At 56.2% G+C, this 24,891-nt stretch carries 29 protein-coding genes, 1 pseudogene and 1 riboswitch; of the genes and pseudogenes, 20 read left to right on the top strand and 10 right to left on the bottom strand.

Annotation, left to right across the window (positions count from 1 at the left end):
- The 12 genes from AO726_RS18275 (at nt 1) to AO726_RS18225 (ending at nt 8,740) form a co-directional block, all read left to right on the top strand.
- Nucleotides 1–672, top strand: coding sequence for a DNA-3-methyladenine glycosylase I (locus AO726_RS18275; RefSeq protein WP_058069542.1), 672 nt, complete (start codon nt 1–3; stop codon nt 670–672).
- Between the two features lie 14 nt (nt 673–686).
- On the top strand, nt 687–1,472 hold the full coding sequence (locus tag AO726_RS18270) for an NAD-dependent deacylase (protein WP_058069541.1): 786 nt from the start codon (nt 687–689) through the stop codon (nt 1,470–1,472).
- Between the two features lie 53 nt (nt 1,473–1,525).
- On the top strand, nt 1,526–2,149 hold the full coding sequence (locus tag AO726_RS18265; RefSeq protein WP_058069540.1) for a C40 family peptidase: 624 nt from the start codon (nt 1,526–1,528) through the stop codon (nt 2,147–2,149).
- 168 nt (nt 2,150–2,317) lie between these two features.
- Nucleotides 2,318–2,845, top strand: a complete 528-nt coding sequence (locus tag AO726_RS18260; RefSeq protein ID WP_058069539.1) for a C40 family peptidase — start codon at nt 2,318–2,320, stop codon at nt 2,843–2,845.
- A gap of 49 nt (nt 2,846–2,894) precedes the next feature.
- Nucleotides 2,895–3,050: riboswitch (cobalamin riboswitch) on the top strand.
- Between the two features lie 140 nt (nt 3,051–3,190).
- On the top strand, nt 3,191–3,847 hold the full coding sequence (bluB, locus tag AO726_RS18255; protein WP_058069538.1) for a 5,6-dimethylbenzimidazole synthase: 657 nt from the start codon (nt 3,191–3,193) through the stop codon (nt 3,845–3,847).
- Nucleotides 3,848–3,868: 21 nt separating this feature from the next.
- Nucleotides 3,869–4,390, top strand: coding sequence for a bifunctional adenosylcobinamide kinase/adenosylcobinamide-phosphate guanylyltransferase (gene cobU / locus AO726_RS18250; RefSeq protein ID WP_058069537.1), 522 nt, complete (start codon nt 3,869–3,871; stop codon nt 4,388–4,390).
- Nucleotides 4,387–5,439, top strand: coding sequence for a nicotinate-nucleotide--dimethylbenzimidazole phosphoribosyltransferase (cobT, locus tag AO726_RS18245; RefSeq protein WP_058069536.1), 1,053 nt, complete (start codon nt 4,387–4,389; stop codon nt 5,437–5,439). The genes cobU and cobT overlap by 4 nt, the downstream gene beginning before the upstream one ends.
- Nucleotides 5,436–6,011: a histidine phosphatase family protein gene (locus AO726_RS18240; RefSeq protein WP_058069535.1), complete on the top strand. Its 576-nt coding sequence runs from the start codon at nt 5,436–5,438 to the stop codon at nt 6,009–6,011. Before cobT ends, AO726_RS18240 begins: the two co-directional genes overlap by 4 nt.
- The gene (locus AO726_RS18235) at nt 6,008–6,733 is read left to right on the top strand and encodes an adenosylcobinamide-GDP ribazoletransferase (RefSeq protein ID WP_058069534.1); all 726 of its coding nucleotides are present in this window, start codon (nt 6,008–6,010) and stop codon (nt 6,731–6,733) included. The genes AO726_RS18240 and AO726_RS18235 overlap by 4 nt, the downstream gene beginning before the upstream one ends.
- 98 nt (nt 6,734–6,831) lie before the next feature.
- On the top strand, nt 6,832–8,040 hold the full coding sequence (locus tag AO726_RS18230; RefSeq protein WP_058069533.1) for an MFS transporter: 1,209 nt from the start codon (nt 6,832–6,834) through the stop codon (nt 8,038–8,040).
- Nucleotides 8,037–8,159, top strand: coding sequence for a hypothetical protein (locus tag AO726_RS21525; protein WP_275044105.1), 123 nt, complete (start codon nt 8,037–8,039; stop codon nt 8,157–8,159). The genes AO726_RS18230 and AO726_RS21525 overlap by 4 nt, the downstream gene beginning before the upstream one ends.
- A 23-nt stretch (nt 8,160–8,182) precedes the next feature.
- The gene (locus tag AO726_RS18225) at nt 8,183–8,740 is read left to right on the top strand and encodes a glutathione peroxidase (protein WP_058069532.1); all 558 of its coding nucleotides are present in this window, start codon (nt 8,183–8,185) and stop codon (nt 8,738–8,740) included.
- A gap of 70 nt (nt 8,741–8,810) precedes the next feature.
- Here the strand turns inward: AO726_RS18225 and AO726_RS18220 are convergent, their stop codons facing one another.
- The 4 genes from AO726_RS18220 to AO726_RS18205 all read right to left on the bottom strand — a co-directional run bounded on the left by AO726_RS18220 (nt 8,811) and on the right by AO726_RS18205 (nt 12,860).
- A complete protein-coding gene (locus AO726_RS18220) occupies nt 8,811–10,040 on the bottom strand; it encodes an OmpP1/FadL family transporter (RefSeq protein ID WP_152987320.1) in 1,230 nt (409 codons plus the stop codon).
- Between the two features lie 109 nt (nt 10,041–10,149).
- Nucleotides 10,150–10,635, bottom strand: a complete 486-nt coding sequence (locus tag AO726_RS18215; protein ID WP_058069530.1) for a hypothetical protein — start codon at nt 10,633–10,635, stop codon at nt 10,150–10,152.
- Nucleotides 10,636–10,853: 218 nt separating this feature from the next.
- Complete coding sequence (locus AO726_RS18210) at nt 10,854–11,708, bottom strand: sulfurtransferase (protein ID WP_058069529.1); 855 nt, start codon at nt 11,706–11,708, stop codon at nt 10,854–10,856.
- A gap of 90 nt (nt 11,709–11,798) precedes the next feature.
- Complete coding sequence (locus tag AO726_RS18205; protein ID WP_058069528.1) at nt 11,799–12,860, bottom strand: SMP-30/gluconolactonase/LRE family protein; 1,062 nt, start codon at nt 12,858–12,860, stop codon at nt 11,799–11,801.
- Nucleotides 12,861–12,998: 138 nt separating this feature from the next.
- Between AO726_RS18205 and rnd the strand changes: the two genes are divergently transcribed.
- The 5 genes from rnd to AO726_RS18180 all read left to right on the top strand — a co-directional run bounded on the left by rnd (nt 12,999) and on the right by AO726_RS18180 (nt 17,211).
- Nucleotides 12,999–14,132, top strand: coding sequence for a ribonuclease D (gene rnd / locus AO726_RS18200; protein ID WP_058069527.1), 1,134 nt, complete (start codon nt 12,999–13,001; stop codon nt 14,130–14,132).
- A complete protein-coding gene (locus AO726_RS18195; protein WP_058069526.1) occupies nt 14,129–14,422 on the top strand; it encodes a YcgL domain-containing protein in 294 nt (97 codons plus the stop codon). Before rnd ends, AO726_RS18195 begins: the two co-directional genes overlap by 4 nt.
- Nucleotides 14,423–14,441: 19 nt before the next feature.
- Nucleotides 14,442–15,374, top strand: coding sequence for a D-2-hydroxyacid dehydrogenase (locus AO726_RS18190; protein ID WP_058069525.1), 933 nt, complete (start codon nt 14,442–14,444; stop codon nt 15,372–15,374).
- Nucleotides 15,375–15,461: 87 nt separating this feature from the next.
- On the top strand, nt 15,462–15,911 hold the full coding sequence (locus tag AO726_RS18185) for a YcgN family cysteine cluster protein (RefSeq protein ID WP_058069524.1): 450 nt from the start codon (nt 15,462–15,464) through the stop codon (nt 15,909–15,911).
- A gap of 73 nt (nt 15,912–15,984) precedes the next feature.
- Nucleotides 15,985–17,211 carry a hypothetical protein gene (locus AO726_RS18180; RefSeq protein ID WP_058069523.1) on the top strand — a complete coding sequence of 409 codons (1,227 nt, stop codon included), beginning with the start codon at nt 15,985–15,987 and terminating at the stop codon, nt 17,209–17,211.
- 4 nt (nt 17,212–17,215) lie between these two features.
- On the opposite strand, the gene AO726_RS18175 is transcribed toward AO726_RS18180, so the two are convergent.
- From AO726_RS18175 to AO726_RS18160, 4 genes and pseudogenes are all read right to left on the bottom strand, one after another.
- Nucleotides 17,216–17,686 carry an RNA methyltransferase gene (locus AO726_RS18175; RefSeq protein ID WP_058069635.1) on the bottom strand — a complete coding sequence of 157 codons (471 nt, stop codon included), beginning with the start codon at nt 17,684–17,686 and terminating at the stop codon, nt 17,216–17,218.
- Nucleotides 17,687–17,733: 47 nt separating this feature from the next.
- The gene (locus AO726_RS18170; RefSeq protein WP_058069522.1) at nt 17,734–18,096 is read right to left on the bottom strand and encodes a YajD family HNH nuclease; all 363 of its coding nucleotides are present in this window, start codon (nt 18,094–18,096) and stop codon (nt 17,734–17,736) included.
- A gap of 155 nt (nt 18,097–18,251) precedes the next feature.
- Nucleotides 18,252–18,470, bottom strand: a pseudogene (locus AO726_RS21520) (methyl-accepting chemotaxis protein); the annotation flags it as partial.
- A gap of 114 nt (nt 18,471–18,584) precedes the next feature.
- Nucleotides 18,585–20,615 (bottom strand): S9 family peptidase, encoded by a 2,031-nt coding sequence (locus AO726_RS18160; RefSeq protein WP_058069520.1) that lies wholly within the window; start codon nt 20,613–20,615, stop codon nt 18,585–18,587.
- A gap of 149 nt (nt 20,616–20,764) precedes the next feature.
- On the opposite strand from AO726_RS18160, the gene AO726_RS18155 reads away from it, so the two are divergent.
- From AO726_RS18155 to AO726_RS18145, 3 genes are read left to right on the top strand one after another with little or no spacing between them, the layout of a single operon-like run.
- Nucleotides 20,765–21,238: a hypothetical protein gene (locus tag AO726_RS18155; protein WP_058069519.1), complete on the top strand. Its 474-nt coding sequence runs from the start codon at nt 20,765–20,767 to the stop codon at nt 21,236–21,238.
- 56 nt (nt 21,239–21,294) lie between these two features.
- Nucleotides 21,295–22,071: a class II glutamine amidotransferase gene (locus AO726_RS18150; protein ID WP_058069518.1), complete on the top strand. Its 777-nt coding sequence runs from the start codon at nt 21,295–21,297 to the stop codon at nt 22,069–22,071.
- A 19-nt stretch (nt 22,072–22,090) separates the two neighbouring features.
- A complete protein-coding gene (locus tag AO726_RS18145) occupies nt 22,091–22,615 on the top strand; it encodes a DUF2937 family protein (RefSeq protein WP_058069517.1) in 525 nt (174 codons plus the stop codon).
- A 42-nt stretch (nt 22,616–22,657) separates the two neighbouring features.
- On the opposite strand, the gene AO726_RS18140 is transcribed toward AO726_RS18145, so the two are convergent.
- Together AO726_RS18140 and AO726_RS18135 are read right to left on the bottom strand one after the other, a co-directional pair.
- The gene (locus AO726_RS18140; RefSeq protein ID WP_058069516.1) at nt 22,658–23,836 is read right to left on the bottom strand and encodes a vWA domain-containing protein; all 1,179 of its coding nucleotides are present in this window, start codon (nt 23,834–23,836) and stop codon (nt 22,658–22,660) included.
- A gap of 28 nt (nt 23,837–23,864) precedes the next feature.
- The gene (locus tag AO726_RS18135) at nt 23,865–24,710 is read right to left on the bottom strand and encodes an AAA family ATPase (RefSeq protein ID WP_058069515.1); all 846 of its coding nucleotides are present in this window, start codon (nt 24,708–24,710) and stop codon (nt 23,865–23,867) included.
- Between the last annotated feature and the right edge of the window lie 181 nt (nt 24,711–24,891).

Below are 24,891 nucleotides of genomic sequence, written 5' to 3'. Positions count from 1 at the left end.
ATGCGTGACTACAGCTGGCTGTACGAATTCTGCCTCAATCGTTTTGGCTCTAAGGCGGCGCTAGAAGCACAGCTGCCCCAGCCCCGTAGCGCTGATGAACTGCGACAGATCAGTGATGATCGCTATTTATCGACACTCAGCCTGCGCGTGTTTCGTGCCGGTTTAAAGCACAGCGTGGTTGATGCCAAGTGGCCTGCGTTTGAGCAGGTGTTCTTTGGCTTTGATCCTGAAAAAGTAGTTCTGATCGGGGCCGAGCGTTTGGAAAACATGATGCAGGACACCCGATTGATTCGGCATCTGGGCAAGCTCAAGAGCGTGCCGCGTAACGCTCAGTTCGTTTTGGATGTAGCGAAGGAAAAGGGCAGCTTCGGTACGCTGATCGCAGACTGGCCCAGTACAGACATTGTTGGTTTGTGGCGCTACCTGGCTAAACACGGCAGTCAGTTGGGCGGGCTCTCGGCACCACGCTTTCTGCGGATGGTCGGCAAGGACACGTTTGTCCTGACTGATGATGTTGTGGCTGCCCTTAAAGCCCAACAGGTCATCGATAAAGCCCCGACCAGCCAGAGAGATCAAGCTGCAGCTCAGGCTTTCTTTAATCAGCTGCATGCGCAAAGCGGCCGACCTTTATGCCAGCTGTCGATGATGCTGGCGTATACCGTCAACCATTAACTGTGGGGGAGGGGATGGATACCGACCTTCAGCGCGTGGCTGAGCAACTCAACCGTGCTCAGCGCATATTGATCATTACCGGGGCTGGATTATCCGCCGACTCAGGCTTGCCCACTTATCGCGGTATGGGCGGCTTGTACAACGGGCATACCCCTGAAGGCCTTCCGATTGAAGCCGCTATATCGGGTCCGATGCTGCAGCGTGATCCGGCATTGTGTTGGAAGTATCTGGCCCAGCTAGGCAGTGCCTGTCTGGGGGGTAAACCCAATCAAGCCCACTTAGCCATAGCCCGGCTGCAGCAGCTCAAACCTGAGTGCTGGGTGCTGACCCAGAATATCGATGGTTATCATGGCGCCGCAGGCAGCCCACCTGAACGGCTCATTGAAATTCATGGCCAGTTGCAGCCGTTGTACTGTCAGGCGTGCCACGCCCAGGATGACGATCTTGCCGGGCGGCTCACCCAGCCCTTACCGCCGCTTTGCAGCTCTTGCTCAGGTGTAATGCGCCCGCCGGTGGTTCTTTTCGAAGAACGTTTGCCAGAACAAGCCACTGCGACGTTACGACGCGAACTGGCTAAAGGTTTTGATTTGGTGATGAGCGTCGGCACCAGTGCGAGCTTCCCATACATCGCCGAACCTGTCCGCAGAGCGCGGGCTGCAGGTGGTTTTACGGTTGAGATCAATCCGCAACCGGCGTTCTTGATCGGGCAGGTAGACGTCACAATGAAATCGCGTGCGTTAGATGTTCTGCCGCAACTTGTGAGTCACACGTTTGTCGATAGAATTTGCAAATCTAACTAATAGAGGGCATAGTTCCATCCTTAATAAGGACTCTCAGACACGGTCGTGCCCATATGCTAAAGCGTTTCGCACCCCTCGTGCCCATTGCACTGACACTGACTCTCGCTGCGTGCGCAAGTCAGCCTTACCAGGCTCAGCCTGAAGCCATTCAGCCGCTGGTAAGCAAATCTACAGTCTTTCCTCCGTTTGAGGATGTGACAACAGAAAAAGAAGCTGCAATCGGTGATTTCACGGACGAAAAATCTTACAAACTGCCTCAACTGGCAGACAGTATTCTGAACCACGGTCTCTCCCTTGTTGGAACCCGTTACCGCTACGGCGGTGGCTCGGTCAAGTCAGGTTTTGATTGCAGCGGATTTATCGGCTATCTCTTTAAAGAAGAGGCCGGTATGCAGCTGCCGCGCTCCACGCGAGAAATGATCAATATCGACGCACCACTGGTAGCCCGTGATGAGCTTGAACCTGGTGATCTGCTGTTCTTCAGCACCAACGGCCGTGGCCGTGTCAGCCACGCCGGTATCTATTTGGGTGATGATCAGTTCATTCATTCCTCCAGCTCCCGCAGTGGCGGCGTGCGGGTTGATAGCCTCCAGGACCGTTACTGGAAGCGCACATTTATTGAAGCCAAGCGCGCTCTGGCAATGGCCACGGTTGATACTCCGACCCAGCATCGCTAACGCATATTTAGGTCAAAAAAACGCCCGGGCTTGCCCGGGCGTTTTCGTTTGTGCACATCCCGAACCGAAAGCATTGAATATCAATGGTCTGGCGCATTAACTTAAAGCTTGCACTTAAGAGTTAATGGAGGCAGAGTAGTGATATCTCGGCTCAGGATGGGATTGTCCATGACCGTATTTCTTCGCTTATCTGTTATTGCCTTCGCGGCACTGTTGGGGGCGTGCGCCAGCCAGCCACCCGCGCCAGCGCCTCAACCTAAAGCTCCTTTTAGTCCATCCATCAGCAAGTTCGGCGGAGCCAATGATGTACTGTTCAGCGCATTGGGCTTGGTCGGAACGCCGTATGTGTGGGGTGGTAATACGCCTGAGAGTGGCTTTGATTGCAGCGGGCTGATCGGTTACGTGTACCGTGACGCCGCTGGTATCAGCCTGCCGCGCACGACCCGTGAAATGATCAATCTGCATGCGCCAAACGTAAGCCGCGACTCCCTGCAAAGTGGAGACTTGGTTTTCTTTGCTACAAGCGGCGGGCGTCAGGTCAGTCATGCAGGCATTTATGTGGGCGATGGCCGGTTTGTGCATGCGCCTTCCAAAGGCGGTACGGTTCGCCTAGATAGTCTCAGCAATACCTATTGGCAGCGCACTTACCTCAGCGCCAAACGTGTGTTTCCGCCGCGCCTCGCCAGCAATCCGTGAGCGCCGCTACGCGCGCTTCATGTTTGACGCTGCACTCATAAGCCTCTAGGCTTCGCGCCTTGCAACAGGTGCCCCAGGCGCAAGCTTGGGGTGAAACTGGGAAGTTGGTGCGCATGTTCTTTTGCTATTCCGACGCTGCCCCCGCAACGGTAGATGAGTGTTCTGACTCATAAGCCCGGAGACCGGCCTTTTGCATACCTACGGCATCGCGGAGGGCTTTGCCATGCAGGCATCTGTTTTAAGCGCTTATAGGCGCATCTCTCCGCGCATTTTCTTTGTTGTTGCATACAGAATTCCCACCATGTTGAGTGACCAGAAACAACCTGCATGCTGTGAGGTTGGTCGATGAGCGACTTCGTCTTCAGTCAGGCCGAGCGGGCTGCGGTCTATCGTGCTATCGCGTTGCGCCGTGATATGCGTCACTTTTCAGGCGGCCAGGTAGAGCCTGAGCTACTGGCCCGACTGCTTGAGGCTGCGCATCAGGCACCCAGCGTGGGCTTGATGCAACCCTGGCGGTTTATCCGCATCACTCGGCCTGAATTGCGTGAATCAATCCGTGAGTTGGTTGAAGAGGAGCGCTTGCGCACCGCTGAGGCACTAGGGGAGCGAGCAGACGCCTTTCATAAGCTCAAGGTTGAAGGTATTCGCGAATGTGCCGAGCTCCTTGTAGTAGGGCTGATGCCAGATCGAGAGAGGCACATCTTCGGGCGGCGTACGCTGCCTGAGATGGATCTGGCTTCGCTGGCCTGCGCCATCCAAAATCTATGGCTGGCCGCTCGCGCTGAAGGACTTGGACTGGGCTGGGTTTCCCTCTTTGAACCCAATGCACTGGCACAGTTACTGAACATGCCATCAGGCAGTAAGCCAGTGGCCATTCTCTGTCTCGGGCCCGTTGAGCAGTTTTACGATGAGCCGATGCTGGTTCAGGAAGGCTGGGCGACCCCCCGGCCATTGAGCGAGTTAATGCATGAGAACACTTGGAATGACGACCCGAGTCCGTAGCGCCTGCGTAGGAGCCTGTGTATGCAGCAGCTGATTTTAGGGGGCGCGCGCTCCGGCAAAAGCCGTTTGGCCGAGCAACTGGCGACCGAGTCCGGTTTGGCGGTGACCTACATCGCCACAGCTCAGACGCTGGATGCCGAAATGGCAACGCGCATCGCGCACCATCAAGCACAGCGCCCACAGCATTGGGCGCTGGTTGAGGAGCCTCTCGCTTTGGCGGCGACTCTGGCTAAGCATGCGACTGCTAATAGCTGTCTGCTGGTGGACTGCCTGACGTTGTGGTTGAGCAATTTGTTGATGCAGGAGGATACGCTGCGCCTGCGTGAGGAATGTGACACCTTGCTTGCGCTGCTACCGCGATTACCTGGGCAACTGATATTGGTTAGCAATGAAACCGGTATGGGCGTGGTGCCAATGGGAGAGTTGAGCCGCCGTTATGTTGATGAAGCCGGGCGACTGCATCAGGCGCTGGCAGCACAATGCCAACAGGTGGTGCTGTGTGTGGCAGGTTTACCGTTGGTTTTGAAAGGAGCTGCGTTATGAATGCGTGGTGGCAGCAGGCCTGCCAGGCGGTTAATGAAGACGCTCGTGAGCAGGCGCATATGCGCCAGCTGCAGTTGACCAAGCCGACCGGATCGCTTGGGCGGCTGGAGGCCATTGCGATCCAGACTGCTGCTTTACAGGGGCGGGACAGGCCGTCGCTGGATAAGCTGCATATCGGCATCTTTGCCGGTGATCATGGAATTGTTGCCGAAGGCGTTTCTGCTTATCCGCAATCCGTCACCGTGCAGATGTTGAGTAATTTCATTGGCGGTGGCGCGGCCATCAGTGTCCTCGCAGCTCAATTGCAAGGCAGTTTGGAGGTGATTGACCTGGGGACGGTCCAATCCCCTCAGGTCATGCCCGGCGTTCGCCAATTGCATCTGGGGCAGGGTACGGCAAATTTCCTGCACCAAGCCGCGATGACCGAGGTGCAACTTGAACGTGCACTCGAGGCTGGACGCGATTGCATCGCGCGAGCTCGGCAAAACGGCTGCGAATTATTCGTGGGCGGGGAGATGGGCATTGGTAATACAACGGCGGCGACTGCACTGGCCTGCTGGCTACTAAAGTGCCCGGCTAAGGAGCTTTCCGGCCCTGGTACTGGTCTTGATTCAAATGGCGTGGAGCATAAGGCTCGCGTCGTAGATGCGGCACTGCACACTCATTCGGCGGCGGTTAGTGATGCGCTCAAGGCATTGCAGTACTTCGGCGGCTTTGAGGTTGCTGCCCTTGTCGGTGCCTATCTGGCTTGCGCACAAGAGGGCGCGGTCGCCTTAGTGGATGGTTTTATCTGCACAGTCGCGGCGCTGTATGCCGTTCAGTTGAATCCAGACTGCCGTAGCTGGATGCAGTTTGCTCACCAAGGTGCTGAGCCCGGCCATCAACGTGTTCTTAAGGCTCTGGACGCGCAACCACTTCTGGATCTGAATTTGCGTCTCGGCGAGGGCAGTGGAGCTGCATTAGCGGTACCTCTGCTACGGCTGGCCTGCGCGTTGCACAATGACATGGCCACCTTTGCTGAGGCCGCAGTTGCGGATCGTGCCCAATGAGCCTGACGCTTGAGCTGATCCGCCATGGCGAAAGCGAACTGGCCGGTAGTTTTCGGGGCAGCACGGACGATCCACTGACTGACACTGGCTGGGCGCAGCTGCGTGCCGCGGTCTCAGAAAAATGCCGTTGGGATCATATCGTGACTTCGCCGTTACAGCGTTGTGCGCACTTTGCTGAGGAGCTCGCAGCGGCGCGTGGCTGTTCGTTGAGTTATGAGGCAGATTTGCAGGAGCTGCATTTTGGTCTTTGGGAGGGGCGCAGCAGTGCCGAGCTGATGCAGACGGAAGCCGCTGCACTGACCCGGTTCTGGGAAGATCCGTATGCTTTCACGCCGCCGGATGGTGAACCCTTGCAAGCCTTTGAGGCGCGAATTATGCAGGCTCTGCAGCGCCTGTATGAGCGCCATGCCGGGCAGCACATTCTGGCTGTGACCCACGGTGGCGTAATCCGCTTACTGGTGGCAAAGGCCCGCGGTTTGCCGCGTAACGGTCTGCTGCAGGTTCCGGTTGGCTTCGCCCAGCGCTTTCAGGTCGTTCTGAGCGAGAAGGGTGAGCTTAAGGAGCTGCAATGAACGCCTGGTGGATTGCGCTGCAGTTTTTAACACGTCTGCCCGTTAGTTTGTCGGCGATGCCTGAACCCCAACAGGTCGGCCGCTCACTGCTGTTCTATCCTGCGGTTGGGCTGTTGATCGGCGGATTGCTTTGGGCTGTACAGGCCCTGACTGAAGGTGCGCCGCTGTTGCTGCAGGGCGCGCTGATTCTCACGCTCTGGGTTGCAGTGACGGGTGCCCTCCACCTTGATGGGCTGGCTGATTCTGCTGATGCTTGGGTCGGAGGCTTGGGCGATGTCGAGCGCACGCTGCGGATTATGAAAGACCCAGCCAGCGGGCCGATTGCCGTGGTTAGCCTGGTTCTACTGCTGTTGCTGAAGTTTGCGGCAATTGTGGCCATCCTTGATGCAGGGCATGGGGTGTACCTGCTGCTGGCACCTTGGTTGGCCCGTGTGTTGCTGCCGCTGTTGCTACTGATAACGCCTTATCTGCGTGCAGGAGGCTTGGGTGCAGCTCTGGTTGAGTACATGCCGCATACGGCGTTACGTCGGGTGATCGGGCTGAATCTGCTAGCTGTGTTGCTGTTTGGCTGGACAGGTGGAATGGTGCTGATGGTGGGGCTGGGTGTCTTCTTCTATTTGCGCCGACTGATGCTGCAGCGGCTTGGTGGCTGCACCGGTGATACGGCAGGCGCATTGGTAGAGATCAGTGAGTGCGCAATTGTGCTGACGTTGGCCCTATAAGTCGCCACTGATAAGTACGGTGTTACACCAAAGAACAGTTGTGACCCAAACGCGGGCAATGAATGCTTCGCAGTTGAGTAGATCGGATTGAGAAAACTATGGGCGCGTTAGGGCGTGGTGCGTTTCTGTTATTGCTGGGCAGCTCATTGATTCTGGCTTTGTCGCTGGGGGTTCGGCACGGCTTTGGGCTGTTTCTCGCGCCGATGAGCGCCGATTTCGGGTGGGGGCGAGAGGTCTTCGCCTTTGCCATCGCCCTGCAGAATCTGGTCTGGGGCTTGGTGCAACCTGTTACGGGGGCGCTGGCGGATCGTTTTGGTGTGAAGAAGGCGGTGATCGTTGGCGGTGTTTTATACACCGTGGGTTTGCTCTGCATGGCGCTCACCGAGTCGCCCCTTGGGCTCTCCCTAAGCGCTGGGGTTCTGATCGGTTTGGGACTGTCCGGGACATCCTTCTCAGTCATTTTGGGGGCAGTAGGACGCGCGGCTCCGATCGAGAAACGCAGTATGGCTATGGGTGTTGCAGCGGCTGCCGGTTCGTTCGGGCAATTTGCGATGTTGCCGGGCTCATTAGGCTTGATTGGCTGGTTGGGTTGGTCGGGGGCGCTGATTGTACTTGGTCTGCTGATCGCGTTGATTTTGCCGCTCGCCAGGATGCTGACGGACGTCCGCCAGGCTGACCATGGTCCACAGCAAAGTCTGGGTGAGGCGCTGCGTGAAGCTTGCACTCACAAGGGGTTCTGGCTGTTGGCGCTGGGTTTTTTCGTGTGTGGTTTTCAGGTCGTATTTATCGGCGTGCACCTGCCTGCCTATCTGGTTGATCAGCATTTACCGGCAATGGTGGGGACGACGGTGCTTGCCCTGGTCGGGCTGTTCAATATCTTCGGTACATACGGAGCCGGCTGGTTGGGCGGCCGCTATTCTAAGCCTAAGCTGTTAAGTGCACTGTATTTGCTGCGTGGTTCGGTAATCGTCATTTTTTTGTTGGCGCCACTGAGCAGCTGGAGTGCCTACGCCTTCGGCATGGCTATGGGGCTGTTGTGGCTGTCTACTGTGCCGCTGACTAATGGGACCGTTGCCACTTTGTTTGGTGTGCGCAATCTATCCATGCTCGGTGGGATTGTCTTCCTGTTCCATCAGTTGGGTTCGTTTATGGGCGGTTGGCTGGGTGGATATGTGTATGACCATACTGGCAGCTATGATTTGGTCTGGCAGATCTCCATCCTTCTTAGCTTAATGGCAGCGCTGTTGAACTGGCCTGTGCGGGAAGAGCCAGTGGCTCGGCTGCGGATGCAAGGGGTTAACGGGTGAAACAGGAAACACTTAAGGGGCTGCTGGTTGCTGCTGCACTGTTGTTGATCGGCCTGGCTTGGTGGGGCTGGCAGCAGGGCGGGTTGGCGTTACTGCAAATGGGCTTAAGTGTGTGTTGAGCCAATTGAAAAGGCGGGTAGCTATGAATCTCAAGAGTCTATGCGTGCTAGGACTGCTGACGCTGGGTACGCCCTTGATGGCGCAAGAATGTCCGGTGTTGCTGCAGGGTGAATTGCCACAACTGCGCAGCGACCAGTCGATCAACTTGTGTGAGCGCTTTGCTGGTAAGCCTCTGCTGGTTGTAAATACCGCCAGCTTTTGTGGCTTCACTAAGCAGTTCACTGGTCTTGAGGCTCTATACCAGCGTTATAAGGATCAAGGCTTAAATGTACTCGGTGTGCCTTCGGATGACTTCCGCCAGGAAGCAGACAGTAGCGCCGAAACAGCCAAGGTCTGCTACGTCAACTACGGTGTGACCTTCAGCATGACCGATGCGCAAGCAGTCAGAGGTCATGACGCTATTCCTTTATTCCAAGAGTTGGCGAAACAGAGCAGGGCGCCGCGCTGGAATTTTTATAAATATGTTGTGGACGCCAAAGGCAATGTTTTGGCCAGCTTTTCCAGTCTGACCAAACCCGATGATCCGGAGCTGATTGCTGCGATTGAGAAAGCCATCGCTTCGCAGGCTGACCAACCCTGACGGCGCATTAAAAAGGGGGGGAATACAGTCATCCTGTATTCCCCCTTTTTTGTTTCACTGAATCAGTCGATCAGAAGCGGTAGGTGATTTGTGCACCGAGGCCATGAGCGCTGTTCTTGTAGTCGGCGTTGTACTCCTCGGAGCGCACGCTGACTTTCTCCTCGCGCAGGTAGCTGTAAGCCACGTCGATGGTGACATCGTCGTTCGGGCTCCAGCCAGCGCCCAGGCTGAGTGCCCGGCGGTCACCAGTTGGAATGCGTGGCGAGCGATCCGTATTGTTGGTAGGCGACTGATCTACCGCCAAGCCTGCGCGCAGTGTCCACTGCTGGTTCAGCTTGTAAGACGCACCAATTGCATGGCCCCAGGTGTCATGCCAGTTCTGCGGTTCTGTGATGGTGCTGAGTACACCGGACAGAGGTTGCGCAACGCCTTCGTTCTGCACGGTGATGTCTTTCAGGCGGCTCCAGCGTGTCCACGTGCTGCCAGCGTAGATCGTCCAGCGGTCATTGAGCTCATGCGTCACCGAGAAGTCCACCGACTCAGGCGTGGTCAGGCGCAGTGAACCGTTGTATTTGACGTTGATGAAGTTGCTCAAATCCATCTTGGTATCGCCCTTGAGGCGGTACTTCACCTTGGAGTGGTAGGTGAGCCCGGCGCGGGTCTGCGGCGTGAACTCGTAGAGCACACCGACGTTGTATCCCACCGCAGTGTCGTCACCTTTTACTTTGACCTTCGCTTCGCCTAACGGGCTTGGTACTGCCGAGGTAAGTTCGCCGTCAATGCGGTTGATGGTGGGACCAAATCCGACCGAAAGGTGGTCGTTAAAGCGGTAACTCACAGTCGGTTGAACCGTGATGACCTGAACATGGCTTTTCTTGCCTTCAAGGCGGCCCTGAAAATTACTTTCGTAATCAGTTGTCAGGCCAAACGGTACATAAACACCGAGGCCAAATGACCAGTTGTCATCAATTGGTTTTACATAAAAGCCTAGGGGAACCGCCACCAGCGGTACCATGTCGCCGTCGTTTGAGCCGTTCAATACCCCGTTGGCGTGAGAAATATCAGTTTTGGCATCAATGAGTACGGCGCCAGCTGAAATTTGTTCACGCTTGAGGCGTGCCATACCGGCAGGGTTACTGGCGACTGTTGTCGCGTCCTCGGCTGAGGATGAACGACCAGCGAATGATGTTCCCATCGAACTCACGCTTTGCTCGCTCAGAGCAAAGCCCCCCGCGATGGTTTGGCTGGCAGCAGACATCAGGGCCAGCGAAAGGCAGGTTCTTGAGAGTTTAGTAGCCACGGGTTGAGCTCCTGATTATTTGAATTGGCGGTAAGCTGCTCGATGCAGACTGTCTTGAACTGATTGAAGTTCCCAGTTTAGAGCGGCCAGATCAATAAAAACTGTCTAATCAGGCAGCTTTGTACGCTTGTTCGACATGTTTGTGCCAAGCAGATACAAAGTCTCGGATACGGCCGTCTGGTCTGAAGACCTTTAGCCAAAGTTGAGCCATTTCCTGAACACTCTGCTGCTCAGGAAGCGGAAGAGGGTGAAGATGTGCCTCTATGAGCATCCATGCAATCGCCGTTGCATAGCGGAGATTAACGGTGAGTTCCAGATGCGGTGCTGTGAGGAATGCATGCTGGCTGGCAAGCCCGCGTACCTGGCTGGCTAAGTCCGGCTCAAGGGCCAGGAAGTGATCCCAAAGCGTGAGATGGCTCGCCTCGCTGATGCAGTAGATGCCATGGCCGTTTGGGTTATCCAGGCAGAGACAGAGGTGTGATTGGCAGGCAGCAACGCCCAGTAGGAGGTTTTCAGCAGCGCTAGAGTGGCGGTTGAGTCCAAGCAGGGTTGGACGAATGACGTGTTCAATCAACTCACTGGCGGCAACACCCATAAACCCTCCGAGCAAACAGGCGGGCTGGGCGGGTAAGCGGAAATCAAAAAGGCCCAGCCTGAAGCGGGTTTAGCCGCTTCACTTTAAGCCTAGCTCGATAAAGTCGCTGTAAAGAGCTGTTTTTAAATTGTTTTTAATTTTCAGCGTGAGTGCATATAGCGATTGATGCTTAAACGCCTCTTTATTTCCCGCGACTGAAGTAAAGAGGCGTTCTGCAATTACTCGCCCGTAGCAACCGGTCGCTCTGGGTTGGTTACCCACTCACTCCAAGAGCCGGCGTAAAGCGGTGCCAGCGGATATCCGGCAAGGCACAGGGAAAATAGGTTATGGCAGGCAGTCACACCGGAACCGCAGTAGGCCACCAGCTCGCTAACCGGACGCCCTTGTAGCAGACCGGTGAAACGTTCACGGAGTTGTTGAGGGCTGAGGAAGCGTCCATTGCTGTCGAGATTGCCCAGATACACCGCGCACTGAGCACCGGGGATATGCCCGGCGACAGGGTCCAATGGTTCCACTTCACCCTTAAAGCGGGGCAATGCGCGGGCATCGATAAGTGTCAGGCTTGTATCGCCTAGCCGTTGTTGCAGATCTTCAGCACTAACCAATAGGAGAGGGTCTGGCTGGCCCTGGAAGTTACCCAGCGCGTAATCAGGCACCGCTTGGCTCAGCGCGCCACCGGCCTCACGCCAAGCCTTCATGCCACCATCCAGCAGATAAACGCCATCGCGCTTGCCGAGCCACACTAAGGTCCACCAAGCGCGCGCAGCAAAGGCATCGCTGCCATCATCGTAGAGCACAATTTCGCTGTCCTGATTGATGCCCCACTGGCGCAAACGCTCACTCAGGGCATCGGGACTTGGCAGTGGGTGGCGTCCGGTAACGCCCTTGATAACCGGGCTGGACAAGTCTTCATTGAGGTCGGCGTGGTGTGCGCCCGGAACATGCCCTTCGGCATAGCGATCTTTGCCATAGGCCGGATTGTCCAGCGCAAACCGGCAATCCAGTATGCGCAGTCTAGGTTGGTTGAGGCGCTGTTTGAGTTGGTCGACGCTGATCAGTTGAGCGAGAGGCATGCCAGTCATCCTGTGGGGCAAATATGCGCCACATGATAAACCTGCCTTAGCGGGGGCGACAGCTTAAGCGTCCCCGCTGGCAGGACTGACTCAACGAATTCTCAGCTTGCCGATACGGTCGTTCTCGAGACTGCCCATATAGAGATAGTCGCCAACCGGTTTGGCGGAGGTAATCATGCGCAGATGGTTGCCGGTGACATCATGCAGGCTCCGGGTGATCTGTCCTTGTTCGTTTAGGGCAATCACCAGGCCGTAAGGTGTGGCCTTTGGCCAGAAGCTACGCGGTAACTTGGCCAACTGTTGTTTTACCCAAGGCAAACGGTGCAACAGGTCTGCATCAGCCTTACGCGGCGATGGCAGGGCAACCCAGAAGGTGCCTTCACGGTCGCCCTGCAGGTTGTCTGGCAGGCCGGGCAGGTTGTCGATAAAGACATCATGGGTCCCAGCTTTTTCACCTTTAAGCCAGTAGCGGGTGATGCGGTATCGGTAAGTCTCGTTAACCAGAACGAAGTCTTCGGCAGCTGACAGCGCGACACCATTGGCGAAATACAGGTCCTTGAGCAGAACGCGAGTTTCTTTGCTCTGTGGCTCATAGCTCAATAGACGACCATACGGGCGTGCCTCCAGCAAATCGAGGAGGTAATCAGGCTGCTGAAAGCGAGAACTGGCATCGCTGAAATAGATGGTGCCGTCGCTGGCGATATCCAGGTCATCCGTAAAGGCGAAAGGGACGCCCTCGGCTTCGGTCGTCAGGACACTGATCTGTCCCTGCGGATCAATGCTTAACAGGCCTTTATAGGCGTCAGCCACAATCAGGTTGCCGTGAGTGTCGAAGTCCATGCCCAATGGCCGCCCCTGCGTATCGGCAAATGTCTCCTGCCCGCCGTCAGCAAAGATGCGGACAATCCGCCCGTCGTGTAAACCCGCGTAGAGGCGGCCTTCACTGTCCATCGCAGTATCTTCAGGACCACGGAGCTGCCCCCAGGCAACCAGTTCTGCCTTCATCAGCGTGTCATTCGGTTCCATTACGCCAGTCATGGCCGGTGCTTCAGGAGGCTGCCAGCCCAGAGGTTGAATTGGGCTGGGAGTTATAGCCAGCCAGATGGCGCTGGCTGTGATCAGAAGTACGAGCAGGACAAGAAGCTTTTTCATCGTTTTTATATTCCTGGCCGGATATAAGTGGTCGTCGCAGGCCTATCCGTGTGTTGGCCTGTCGTTCAATGGTATCAGCGCATCACAAGTGCAGGGTGGCCGATATATACTTTGCGGCATCACTAGTGGGAGAGCCGTGTGGCGATTGAAATTCAATGGGTTGGCGATGACGCCAGCCTTGCGCAACATTGCGCAGCATGGCGGGCGTTGCCGTATGTAGCGCTCGATACTGAGTTCATGCGGGTTGATACCTTTTACCCGATTGCCGGGCTGGTTCAGGTCAGTGAAGGAGAGCGCGCTTACCTGATTGACCCTCTGCTGATCAGCGACTGGACTCCGTTCGCAGAGCTGCTGCAAGATCCGCAAGTGGTTAAGGTCCTGCATGCATGCAGCGAAGATCTGGAAGTCTTCCACCGCCTGACAGGTAGTTTGCCGAGTCCGCTGTTCGATACGCAGTTGGCTGCCGGATACCTCAATATTGGTTTTTCTATGGGCTACTCCCGACTGGTGCAGTCAGTCCTTGATATTGAATTGCCCAAAGGGGAAACCCGTTCAGACTGGCTGCAGCGCCCACTGTCGGACACGCAAGTCAGTTACGCCGCAGAGGACGTGGTACATCTGGCGGTCATCTACCGTCATTTGAAAGACAAGCTCAGTGCCGATAAATACCAGTGGGTGATTGAAGACGGGGCCGAATTGGTCTGCCAGATGCGCCGCGAAGTTCCGCCAGAACTGGCCTACCGCGAGGCGAAGCTGGCGTGGAAACTGTCACGCCAGCAACTTGCCGTGCTGCGCGCCTTATGTGCCTGGCGCGAGCGGCAGGCACGTGCGCGCAACCAGCCGCGTAACCGAGTTCTTAGGGAAAACTCACTGTGGCCTTTAGCCCGCACACAACCGGACAATCTGGTTTCGCTGGCTCGCATTGAAGACATGCACCCGCGCACCGTGCGACAGGACGGCGAGTTTTTGCTGCAACTGATCCGCGATGCTGCCGCCACACCAGCATCAGAATGGCCCGAAGCGCTGCCAGAGCCGTTGCCCCTTGAAGCAACAGGGCTGCTGAAGAAGCTACGCAGCATCGGCTTGCGCGAAGGCGAGCGGTTGGATATTGCACCAGAGCTGATGATGCGCAAGAAAACCCTCGAAGCCTTATTGAAGTCCGGCTACCCCAACGGACCGTATCAACTGCCAGAGTCCCTTAAAGGCTGGCGACGTGAATTAATGGGCCAGGCGCTGCTTGACTGCCTGGCTGGTGCTGGAGAATCCGCTTGAAACAGATTTGCTCGATCTACAAAAGCCCGCGCAAGAACGAAATGTACCTGTACGTCTTGCGAAGCGAGGGCTTGTCCCGCGTCCCGGAGGCGTTACTGGGCATGTTTGGTCCGCCAGCTCTGGCCATGGAGTTGGTGTTGACCCCGGAGCGCAAACTGGCTCGGGAAGACATCAACAAAGTGCTGGAAAACCTCAAAGAGCAAGGTTTCCACTTGCAAATGCCACCACAGAACGACGAGTACATTGAGCACCTGCCGGATGAGCTGCTGTGCCGCAATGATCCGGTCTGAGATAAGGAACTGATTGCCCATGCGCCTGCTGATAGCTGAGCAGCAATACAGCCTCTATGCAGAGTTAGTGCGCCAGTACGCGCCGGATATTGAGGCCGTGGCCAGTGACGAAATTGAGGTACTGCGTGAGCAGGCCGCCATCTGCCCGATCTGGCTCGGCCAGCCGGATTTGCTGGCCAACTTATTACGCAGCGGCAGCCAACCGCAGTGGCTGCAATCCACATGGGCGGGTATCCGCCCGTTACTGGCTTCAGACCTGCCGAATGATTACCTGCTTACCCGGGCAACCGGTATTTTCGGCCAGGTCATGGGCGAATATGTGTTGTGCCACCTGCTGGCCCATGAGCGACAGTTGGCACAACAACTGAGTGAACACAGCCGCCAGCAATGGGTTAATCGCGCCCCACGTAGCTTGGCGGGACGCCGTGCGCTGATTGTCGGAGTCGGTGATATTGGTCTGAGTGTGGCGCAGATGCTGGCCCCGTTCGGTATCCAGCTACACGGTATTGCCAGCCGAGTTCGGCCGTTGCCTCCATTTAGCCGGGTCGGCACCCTCGACAACCTGACTGAGCTGGCTGCCCAAGCGGATTACATCATCAATTTGCTGCCGGACACGCCCAGTACTCATGATCTGTACGATGCCGCGTTCTTCGCAAGTCTCCAGCCGCAAGCCCTGTTGATTAACGCCGGACGTGGCTTCGCTGTGGTGGATGAAGCCTTAGTGGCTGCCCTTGAGAACGGTCAGCTAGCTGCCGCCGTGATTGATGTCTGTCGCCAAGAGCCGTTGCCTGCCACGCATCCGTTCTGGAAAGCACCTAATCTGTTGTTGACCGGGCACAGTTCAGCACCGACTGATCCGGGGCTGATGGCACAGCTGTTCGTCAGCAACCTGCAGCGCTGGCGTAACGGCGAAACACTGCCAGGTTGTGTCGATTTCGCCAGGGGTTATTAGTGACGCCGCACCCGGCCTGCTTGGCTCGGGTCTGGCCAGAAGCTAGACTGCCCGGCTTTTTTAGCTCCTTACCGTAGTTACTTGTATATGGCCGCCAAAGTCGAACCTTTCTGGAAACGTAAAACCCTGGAGCAAATGGACCAGGATGAATGGGAGTCGCTCTGTGATGGCTGCGGCCTGTGCTGCCTGCAAAAGCTTGAAGATGAGGACGATGGCAGCGTTTATTACACGCGAATTGCCTGCAAGCTGCTGGACCTGAACACCTGTCGCTGCACCAACTACAGCGAACGACGCAAGTTTGTACCGGATTGCATCCAGCTAACCCCAGCCCAGGCAGACAGCTTTCAGTGGCTGCCGCCGACCTGCGCATATCGTCTGATCAGTGAAGGCAAGGACCTGCTGATCTGGCACCCGCTGGTTTGTGGAGACCCAGAGCAGGTTCATAAACAACGGATTTCCCAGTCCGGGCGCATGCTCAGTGAAGGCAGCGTGCCGGAGGATGAATGGGAAGATCATTTGATCTTCCGCGCCGGCTAAATATACGGGCGGGCCATGGATGGACCGGTCTGCCTATTTATTGAGTCATACAAATGCACTGTGGAGCGTTGCCATGTTGATTCGCCGTTTACTGATGTCCGCTGTTGCGCTGTCCTTGAGTTCACCGGTATGGGCTAAAAAGGTCGACCTGGATTTCAACGTACGCTTTCTGCCGGAAACCGAGCAGGCAGAAGTGCGTATGACTGTAGAAGAGGGCGCTGTAATCAGGAGCCTGGACTTCAACTTAGGTGACAACGGTGCCTACAGTGACTTTGTCGCGGATGGTGAGTGGACTGCGCAAGGCGAGCAGCGCGGGATTTGGAAGCCTGCTGCCGGAAAATCCAGCCTGACCTACAAGGTTCGCATTAATCATGAACGCGCGCCGGGGCGCTATGACGCGCGCATCACACCGGACTGGACCCTGCTGCGGGGCGATGATCTGGTGCCGCCAGCCAAGCTGGATCAGCTAGATAAAACCAACTTGGTCACGCGCATCCAGTTCCAACTCCCCAAAGGCTGGAAGTCTGTAGAAACCGGCTGGCCGCGCATTGGCAAGAACAAGTTCCGTGTCGATAACCCTCAACGCCACTTTGACCGCCCAACCGGTTGGATCGTTGCAGGCAAGGTGGGCACTCGCCGGGTCAGGCTGGGCGAGACGGATGTTGCCATTGCTGCGCCAGTGGGCGAGGGCATGCGCCGGATGGATGTGATGACTCTGCTGACTTTCGTTTGGCCGGTGGCGCAGGACGTTTTCCCGCGTGATCCCGCCAAACTGCTGATCGTCGGAGCCGGCGACCCGATGTGGCGCGGCGGTCTGTCTGCCAGCAACTCCTATTACATGCACAGCGATCGCCCGCTGGTGAGTGAGAATGGCACCAGTTCTCTGATTCATGAGCTGGTCCATGTGTTTAGCCGGATTACGGCCAAAGACCGCAGTGACTGGATCACTGAGGGTATCGCCGAGTACTACTCGATCGAGTTTATGCGTCGGGCCGGTGGTCTCAGCGAGGAGCGCTACCAGAAAATCCGCGAGCAGCTGATTCGTTGGAGTAAGCCTGTAAAAAGCCTACGCACAGACCGCTCCAGCGGTGCCATCACAGCCCGTGCTGTGTTGCTCATGCAGGAGCTGGACCGTGAGATTCGGGCTGCCACCAAAGACAGCACCGCGCCACGTTCACTGGATGATGTAGCGCGGGGGCTGATGCGCCTGGACAAAGTCAGTACCAAGGACTTTATCGAAATCAGCGAAAACCTGATGGGGCGTCCTTCGAAAGTCCTAGACAGTAAACTGCTGCGCTAGCTTCTTACTTGAACTTGGGGCCTGAGCGGGTGTTCAGGCCCTTGGCCATACGGTCGTAGAGCACCACATTTACCGTGGCCGCCAAGTTCATACAGCCTTGAGTAGGGATATAAACCACGTCTTCGCACCAAGCGCGGATTTCATCATTCAATGAGCCGTCTTCCGGGCCGAAAATATAAATCGCTCGGTCCGGATGTGTGTACTCGGGCAAAGGGCGGGCATCGTCAACCAGCTCAACAGCTACCGGAGTGCAGCCCAAGGGGATGATTTGTTTGAGGTCTTCCACGCCAATCAGCGGGATATCCATATACACGCGCTTGGTATCGGTGACGAAATCCCGGGCCCGCTCATAGCGCTTACCGGTGTAAAACACAGAAGCAACCCCGTAGCAGCCCGCCGCGCGCATAACAGCGCCGACGTTCTCAGGTGATTTGGGGTTGTATAAACCAATACAGCTATAGCGTTTGTTTGCCACGGAACCGGCCTTGCTCAAGCGAAAGGGCGCAATTATACGTTGGCTCGCTAGGGTTTACCTTTCTGCAGCAGTGCTGCGAGGTCAGCAAAGGCTTTATGCGTGGCTTGCGGCCCCTGCGGTGTAGCGGTTGAGCCTTCGCTGAAGTATTGCTGATCGGTGTAGCGGGCGTGCTCGTTGTCGTGGCAATACAGGCACAGCAGCTCCCAATTCGAGCCGTCTTGTGGGTTGTTGTCATGGTTGTGATCACGGTGGTGCACCGTAAGCTCACTAAGGCGCTTGCCGGAGAATTCACGGGCGCAGCGGCCACAGACGTGGGGGTACATTTTCAGCGCCTTGGCTCGGTAGCCTTCTTCACGCTCGCGTTGGGCTTCGGCGAGGATGCGGTCGAGCTTGCTGGTTGTGCTGTTCATGTCGGGTCCCTTGGCTGTGATGGGTGGAGTCTAGCTTTACGAACGAAGTCAGGGAATCCTGTGCCACCCTGTTACAGGCTAAAGCGTCTGATCACGTCCTGAAATCGTTCGGTGTGAGGTTTCCGGCGCTTCTGCAAGGGCGTTTTTGGGCCGCGCTGTGCTGTTCGGTCTGCCAGATTGCGTACTTCATCGGCTACCACTGCAAAACCACGGCCTTATTCACCGGCACGAGCTGCTTCGATGGCGGCATTCAGTGCCAGCAGGTTGGTTTGCTCAGCAATGTCTCGGATGACGTCGACGATGCTGCTGATATTGCGTGACTGCCCTGCTGTGGCTTCGACATCCGCCGAACACTGTTGCACCAAAACGGTGATGTGCTTTGCAGGCTTGCTCAATCACGCTGCGGATGGCAGCGTGAGCTGCCTGCTGCTCAGCACAGATGGCTTTAGGCTACTTGCTGAGCTTTTCAGCCTGAACGGTCGCGCGGTTTAAAGCAGTTTGAGGCTCTTGAGAATGAAGGCGTACTCCAGTGCAGCATCTTTAAGTGCCTGATAGCGGCCACTCATGCCGCCGTGTCCTGCGTCCAGCTCTGTTTTCAAGAGCAGCAGGTTGCTGTCTGTTTTAAGCACGCGGAGTTTGGCCACCCATTTGGCGGCTTCCCAATAGTGCACACGGCAGTCGTTGTAACCGGCGACCACTAGCATGGCCGGGTAGGGCTGGGAGAGGACATTCTCGTAGGGGGCATAGCCTTTAATGCGCTCATAGGCGTCAGGCTCGTTGGGATCGCCCCATTCATCGTATTCCGTCACGGTCAGCGGTAGGTCAGGGTTGAGCATGGTGTTGAGCACATCGACGAAGGGCACTTCGGCAATGGCCGCTGCGAACAGCTCAGGGCGCATGTTCAGCACAGCCCCCATCAGCAGCCCGCCCGCGCTGCCACCGCTGATCACCAGTTGCGAGGCGCAAGTGTAACCTTGTGCAATGAGGTGCTCGGCGCAGGCGATAAAGTCGGTGAAGCTATTGCGCTTGTGTTCCATTTTCCCGCTGCGATACCAAGCCTCACCCAGTTCACCGCCACCGCGAACATGCGCGATGGCAAAGACAAATCCCCGTTCCAGCAGACTCAGACGGGCATGGGAGAACCACGGATCAAGGCATTCGCCATAGGCACCGTAGCCGTACAGATAGAGTGGGGCGGGTTTACCGAGTACGTCGCGGCGGGCGACCAGGCTGATCGGTACTTGAGTTCCGTCCGCTGCGGTCGCCCAGAGACGCTGGCTGACGTAGTCATTGGCATCAAATGCCCCCAACACTGGCGTCTGTTTGAGCACAGCCTGTGTGCCGTCACTCAACAGAAGCTGACGAATCTGTGCGGGCCGGTTGAGGGCTTCGTAGCGTAAGCGGATGACCGGGCTGTCGAACTCCAGGGTGTCTTGCACATACAGGCTGTAGGCAGCATCGGGTAGTTGCACACTATAGGTTGCGGCGTAGTTAGGCGTGACTTCGATCACCGGCAGCCCGCCCTTGCGCAGGCTGAGGATCAGCGCCTGCTGATTGAGGTTGACGCCGTCAATCATTACCTGTGGATCGTGGGCACGCAGTACCTGCCAGTTGCTGCGCTGTGGGACAGGTTCAGGGGCGGTATACAGGGCGAAGTTGATGCCGTCCTGATTGCTACGGATAAACCAGCGCCACTCACCGTCCAAGAGACCGTGGTCCACATCGTACTCATGACCTTCTTCGCGGCTGGCCACGCACTGAAACTGTCCTTGGGGTGTGTCGGCATTTAGCAGCCAGCATTCACTTGTGGTGCTGCAGCCCAGCAGCAGGATCAACTGGCGTTCAGAGCTGCTGCGGTAACAGGACAAAAAGAAACGTTCGTCCGCTTCGTAGAAGACCTGCACAGCTTGCTCATCGCCCAGCGTATGACGGAATAACGTACAGGGGCGGTGGCTGTCATCCAGTCCAGTGAAAAACAGGGTCTGGCTGTCGTTAGCCCAGGTTATCTGGCCAGAGCAATCGGCAAAAGGCAGGCTAATCACAGCTCCATCAGACAGATCTTTGACGAACAGTGTGAAGACTTCATCGCCACTGGTATCCAAGCTGTAGGCTAGGCTCTTATGGTCCGGGCTGACGGTAAAGCTGCCAATTGAAATGAAGCCGCCCTGTGCCAGTGCGTTCGGGTCCAACAGTAACGTCTCGGAGGACGAATCAATCTCCAGCGAGCCATCAGCGGGGCGGTTGCAACGATAATGGCGTGGGTATTCGTCACCGGCAGTGGTGCGTTGGTAATACAGATAGGGGCCCCACGGCGAAGGCAGGCTTAGGTCGGTTTCCAAAACTCGGCCCTTGATCTCATCAAACAAGCGCTCGCGCAGCTGCGCCTGGTCCGCCATCTCACTCTCAAGGTAGGCGTTCTCGGCCTTGAGATACTCCAGTACATCCGCCTCATCGCGCCGTTCCAGCCACTTATATGGATCTGGTGTGGCCTCAGTTCTGGCGATAGGGGCGCTATGCATAGTAAAACTCCGCGGTAAAAGGCTGCCTGCGAGTGACGCGATGGCCGGTAAAAGCCGCTATGATAAGCAGCGCTCAGCCTTACGGCTGCTTCTATTTTGTATAACTTGCGCTGCGCTCCCGCCAGCTTCACGCCTGAGAATCCGTTGTTATGACTGAACACGACTACCTGCTTGCCTGGGGGATCTACCTGATTGCGGCACTGGGCTGCCTTTTGGTGGGGTTCCGTCTGACCAGTTGGATGTGGCGTTACCTGCGAGAGCCGCTGCGGGTGTTGGTCTTTATCCTGCTGTTTAGCCCAACGCTGGTTGATCCAGGCCAGGACAAAATGGCCCCATCCATTGCTATCGCCGCAATGGACTTGCTGTTGGGTGTGGGGAGCAACGCCTGGCGAGCCGTGGCCGACTTGAGCATGTATGGCCTGATTGTGTTTGTGCTTTACCTGATCTTTGTTTTTATCCGTTGGCCGATTGAGCGCTGGTGGGAAGGGCGAAAAGAATATGAGCCGATCGCAGACGATGAACCGACCCTGCGTGAAATGATGGCGGCTCAGGAGCAGGACACCTATTACCGCGATGATGATTACCCGCGACATAGCCGCTCCCGGATCGAACCGCGCCTGTAAAACAGCGTTTCCCCCCTGTTAGACCTGAATACCCTAAGTGCGTGAGGCTTGAGTGAATGTGTGAGCTATTGGGCATGAGTGCCAACGTGCCAACTGACATCGTGTTCAGTTTTACTGGACTGATGCAGCGCGGTGGACGTACAGGCCCACATCGGGATGGCTGGGGCATCGGCTTTTATGAAGGACGCGGTCTGCGCCTGTTCCAGGACCCGCGCGCCAGCAGCGAATCTGAAGTTGCGCAATTGGTGCAGCGCTATCCGATCAAGAGTGAAGTCGTCATTGGCCATATCCGTCAGGCCAACGTCGGCCGTGTCTGTCTAGCCAACACTCATCCGTTTGTGCGCGAAATGTGGGGGCGCAATTGGTGCTTTGCCCACAACGGCCAGCTTGCCGGTTTTAGCCCTGAGTTTGATCACTACTGGCCCGTTGGTGATACCGACAGTGAGGCGGCATTTTGTGATCTGCTTAATTGTCTGCGTCGTGAGTTTCCGCAACCGGTCGATGTTATGGCACTTTTATCCACCCTGATTGATGCCTGCTCACGCTTCCGTTCGTTTGGCGTTTTCAACTGCCTGCTCAGCGATGGCGATTGGCTGTTCAGCTTCTGCACCAGTAAGTTGGCACACATTACCCGCAGAGCACCATTTGGTCCGGCACACCTGAAGGATGCGGATGTGCAGGTGGACTTTCAGGCAGAGACAACCCCTAACGATGTGGTCACGGTTTTGGCCACCGAGCCGCTGACTGATAATGAAAGTTGGTCGCTGTATCAGGCAGGCGAATGGCGTCTGTGGCGGGGTGGTGAATGCATCGCACATGGAATTGCGACATAAATTGAATAAAGGAACCACGATGTTTATCAGCTATCTGCGCATGGCGTTATTTGCCTTGGGCCTTCTTGTCGGGATTCAGGTACCTGGCTTTATCGAAGACTACACAACCCGGGTAGAAGCCCAGTTGCAGGAGTCGGAGAAGGGCCTTGAAGGCTTTCAGAAAACTGCCAAACGCTTCTTTAAAGGTGATCTGATGGCTTTGGTCACCCATTACCAGGAAAGCAAAGACCCGGTCATGCGTAGCGACGCTAGCAGCCTGCGTGGTCTGATTGACCGCTCCGCCTTCCTCAAGCGTGAAGCTCTGGTCATGCAAGGCCCGTGGTACAAACAAGCGTGGCATTTGTTGGTGCGCGGTGATCAGGAACTGCTCAGGGAAACCTTTCAGGCGTACCGCTATCAGGTCCTGTTTGCACCGGAAGTGATTGCCTGGGGGCTTGGTGTTGCACTGATCCTGTCTTTGTTTGCAGAAACTGTGTTGAACCTGCTTGTGAGTCTGATTGGGCAGGGCAGCACGCGACGTACCCAACAGAAACACTGGCGCTGACCTGCTCGGATAAAAAAGGCCCTTACGGGCCTTTTTATTGGGTTACTTGGATAGGAAGCGCATTCCGTCTTCAAGCCCCTGAAGGGTTAGCGGATACATTTGATCATTAAGCAGTTCGCGCATGATCTCAGTGGACGCGGTAAAGCCCCAGGTGTCTTTCGGATAGGGGTTAATCCAGATCAGCTTTTTGTACTTCTCCATAAAGCGTTTAATCCAAACGTAACCGGCTTCTTCGTTCCAGTGCTCCACGCTGCCACCTGGTTGGGTGATCTCGTAGGGGGCCATAGCTGCGTCGCCGACGAACACCACCTTCCAATCCGGCCCATACTTGTGCAGCAGATCAAAAGTGGAATAGCGCTCTGAAGTACGGCGCAAGTTATTCTTCCACACCGATTCATAAACGCAGTTATGGAAGTAGAAGTATTCCATGTGCTTGAACTCGGTCTTGCACGCGGAGAACAGCTCTTCACAGGCCTTGACGTGAGCATCCATTGAGCCGCCGATGTCGAACAAGATCAGCAGCTTCACCGTGTTACGTCGTTCAGGGCGCATCTTGATATTGAGCAGACCGCCATCTTTGGCCGTGTGATCAATTGTCCCCTCAAGGTCAAACTCATCCTGAGCGCCTTCGCGGGCGAACTTTCGCAGGCGGCGCAGCGCCACTTTGATATTGCGCGTACCAAGCTCAACCTGATCATCCAGGTTCTTGTATTCGCGTTGATCCCAGACCTTAACCGCCTTGCCCTGGCGTTTGCCGGCATCGCCAATACGAATACCTTCCGGGTTGTAACCACCGGAGCCGAACGGACTGGTGCCGCCCGTGCCGATCCATTTGTTGCCGCCTTCGTGCCGTTCCTTTTGCTCTTCAAGGCGCTTCTTGAATTCTTCGATCAGCTTGTCGAGCCCACCCAGCGACTCAATCTTGGCGCGCTCCTCATCTGTCAGTGAGCGCTCGAATTCCTTGCGCAGCCAGTCATCAGGGATCAGCGCTTCGATATGCTGATTTAGATTCTCGAGGCCTTTGAAATAAGCGCCGAATGCACGGTCAAACTTGTCGAAATGGCGCTCATCTTTCACCAGAATGGCTCGGGACAAGTAATAGAACTCGTCCATATCGGCGAACACGACGTTGTGCTTAAGCGCGTTAATCAGGTCCAGCAGTTCCCGTACGGAAACCGGCACCTTGGCCGCACGCATTTCATTGAACAGGTTAAGCAGCATTACGCCACCTCATCTCTTGAAGCTGCAATCAGCGTGAAGCCCGACGGCTCATAAAGGCCAGGCGCTCAAGCAACTGCACATCCTGCTCATTTTTCACCAGCGCACCGGCCAGCGGCGGGATGGCTTTAGTCGGGTCGCGTTCACGCAGCACCGCCTCGCCAATGTGGTCAGCCATCAGCAGCTTGAGCCAGTCAACAAGCTCACTGGTGGAAGGTTTTTTCTTCAGGCCCGGCACTTTGCGGATATCAAAGAACACATCCAGCGCCTCAGACACCAGCTCATTACTGATGTTGGGGTAGTGCACGTCTACGATCTTCTGCAGTGTGGCGCGGTCCGGGAAGGCGATGTAATGGAAGAAGCAGCGGCGCAGGAAAGCGTCCGGCAGCTCTTTCTCGTTGTTCGAGGTAATGATGATGATCGGGCGCTGCTTGGCTTTGATCGTCTCGTTGGTCTCGTAAACGTAGAACTCCATCTTGTCGAGTTCTTGCAGCAGGTCGTTGGGGAACTCGATATCGGCCTTGTCGATTTCGTCGATCAGCAGAATCACGCGTTCTTCAGATTCAAAGGCCTCCCACAGCTTGCCTTTTTTGATGTAGTTCTTCACATCGTGGACTTTATCTGAGTCCAGCTGAGAGTCACGCAGACGGCTGACAGCGTCGTACTCATAAAGACCTTGATGAGCTTTGGTGGTGGATTTGATATGCCAGGTAATTAGACGCGCACCGAAAGCTTCAGCCAACTGCTCAGCCAGCATGGTTTTACCAGTGCCTGGCTCGCCTTTGACCAGCAGCGGACGCTGCAGGGTAATGGCGGCGTTGACGGCCAGCTTGAGGTCGTCGGTGGCGACGTAGGACTGAGTGCCTTCGAACTTCATCGGTAAATCCTCGAACGGAATCGCGCAGACCATGGCTGCGGTGCATGGATAAAGAAGATGACTATACCGCGCTGCTCCATTGGCTGTGAACGCAGACCTAGTATTCAGTCACTGAATAGCCGGTCAGCAGGTGAACAGCGTTTTGTTGGCCAGGCAGGTCTGTACGTGGCTGGAGAAAGTC

This window comes from Pseudomonas sp. TTU2014-080ASC (assembly GCF_001446935.1).
Taxonomy (GTDB): domain Bacteria; phylum Pseudomonadota; class Gammaproteobacteria; order Pseudomonadales; family Pseudomonadaceae; genus Aquipseudomonas.
Note: the sequence above shows the minus strand (reverse complement) of the source record. Positions and strands in the feature narration are given on the sequence as shown.

Excerpts from the sequence above, each read along its gene's own strand:
- AO726_RS18180 (WP_058069523.1), top strand. The coding sequence starts at position 15,985 with ATGTTGATTCGCCGTTTACTGATGTCCGCTGTTGCGCTGTCCTTGAGT.
- AO726_RS18160 (WP_058069520.1), bottom strand. The coding sequence starts at position 20,615 with ATGCATAGCGCCCCTATCGCCAGAACTGAGGCCACACCAGATCCATAT.
- cobU (WP_058069537.1), top strand. The coding sequence starts at position 3,869 with ATGCAGCAGCTGATTTTAGGGGGCGCGCGCTCCGGCAAAAGCCGTTTG.
- AO726_RS18185 (WP_058069524.1), top strand. The coding sequence starts at position 15,462 with ATGGCCGCCAAAGTCGAACCTTTCTGGAAACGTAAAACCCTGGAGCAA.
- AO726_RS18265 (WP_058069540.1), top strand. The coding sequence starts at position 1,526 with ATGCTAAAGCGTTTCGCACCCCTCGTGCCCATTGCACTGACACTGACT.
- AO726_RS18270 (WP_058069541.1), top strand. The coding sequence starts at position 687 with ATGGATACCGACCTTCAGCGCGTGGCTGAGCAACTCAACCGTGCTCAG.
- AO726_RS18215 (WP_058069530.1), bottom strand. The coding sequence starts at position 10,635 with ATGGGTGTTGCCGCCAGTGAGTTGATTGAACACGTCATTCGTCCAACC.
- AO726_RS18170 (WP_058069522.1), bottom strand. The coding sequence starts at position 18,096 with ATGAACAGCACAACCAGCAAGCTCGACCGCATCCTCGCCGAAGCCCAA.
- AO726_RS18240 (WP_058069535.1), top strand. The coding sequence starts at position 5,436 with ATGAGCCTGACGCTTGAGCTGATCCGCCATGGCGAAAGCGAACTGGCC.
- AO726_RS18155 (WP_058069519.1), top strand. The coding sequence starts at position 20,765 with ATGACTGAACACGACTACCTGCTTGCCTGGGGGATCTACCTGATTGCG.
- AO726_RS18275 (WP_058069542.1), top strand. The coding sequence starts at position 1 with ATGCGTGACTACAGCTGGCTGTACGAATTCTGCCTCAATCGTTTTGGC.
- AO726_RS18260 (WP_058069539.1), top strand. The coding sequence starts at position 2,318 with ATGACCGTATTTCTTCGCTTATCTGTTATTGCCTTCGCGGCACTGTTG.
- cobT (WP_058069536.1), top strand. The coding sequence starts at position 4,387 with ATGAATGCGTGGTGGCAGCAGGCCTGCCAGGCGGTTAATGAAGACGCT.
- AO726_RS18205 (WP_058069528.1), bottom strand. The coding sequence starts at position 12,860 with ATGAAAAAGCTTCTTGTCCTGCTCGTACTTCTGATCACAGCCAGCGCC.
- AO726_RS18230 (WP_058069533.1), top strand. The coding sequence starts at position 6,832 with ATGGGCGCGTTAGGGCGTGGTGCGTTTCTGTTATTGCTGGGCAGCTCA.
- AO726_RS18145 (WP_058069517.1), top strand. The coding sequence starts at position 22,091 with ATGTTTATCAGCTATCTGCGCATGGCGTTATTTGCCTTGGGCCTTCTT.
- AO726_RS18225 (WP_058069532.1), top strand. The coding sequence starts at position 8,183 with ATGAATCTCAAGAGTCTATGCGTGCTAGGACTGCTGACGCTGGGTACG.
- AO726_RS18190 (WP_058069525.1), top strand. The coding sequence starts at position 14,442 with ATGCGCCTGCTGATAGCTGAGCAGCAATACAGCCTCTATGCAGAGTTA.
- AO726_RS18150 (WP_058069518.1), top strand. The coding sequence starts at position 21,295 with ATGTGTGAGCTATTGGGCATGAGTGCCAACGTGCCAACTGACATCGTG.
- AO726_RS18235 (WP_058069534.1), top strand. The coding sequence starts at position 6,008 with ATGAACGCCTGGTGGATTGCGCTGCAGTTTTTAACACGTCTGCCCGTT.
- AO726_RS18140 (WP_058069516.1), bottom strand. The coding sequence starts at position 23,836 with ATGCTGCTTAACCTGTTCAATGAAATGCGTGCGGCCAAGGTGCCGGTT.
- AO726_RS18135 (WP_058069515.1), bottom strand. The coding sequence starts at position 24,710 with ATGAAGTTCGAAGGCACTCAGTCCTACGTCGCCACCGACGACCTCAAG.
- AO726_RS18210 (WP_058069529.1), bottom strand. The coding sequence starts at position 11,708 with ATGCCTCTCGCTCAACTGATCAGCGTCGACCAACTCAAACAGCGCCTC.
- bluB (WP_058069538.1), top strand. The coding sequence starts at position 3,191 with ATGAGCGACTTCGTCTTCAGTCAGGCCGAGCGGGCTGCGGTCTATCGT.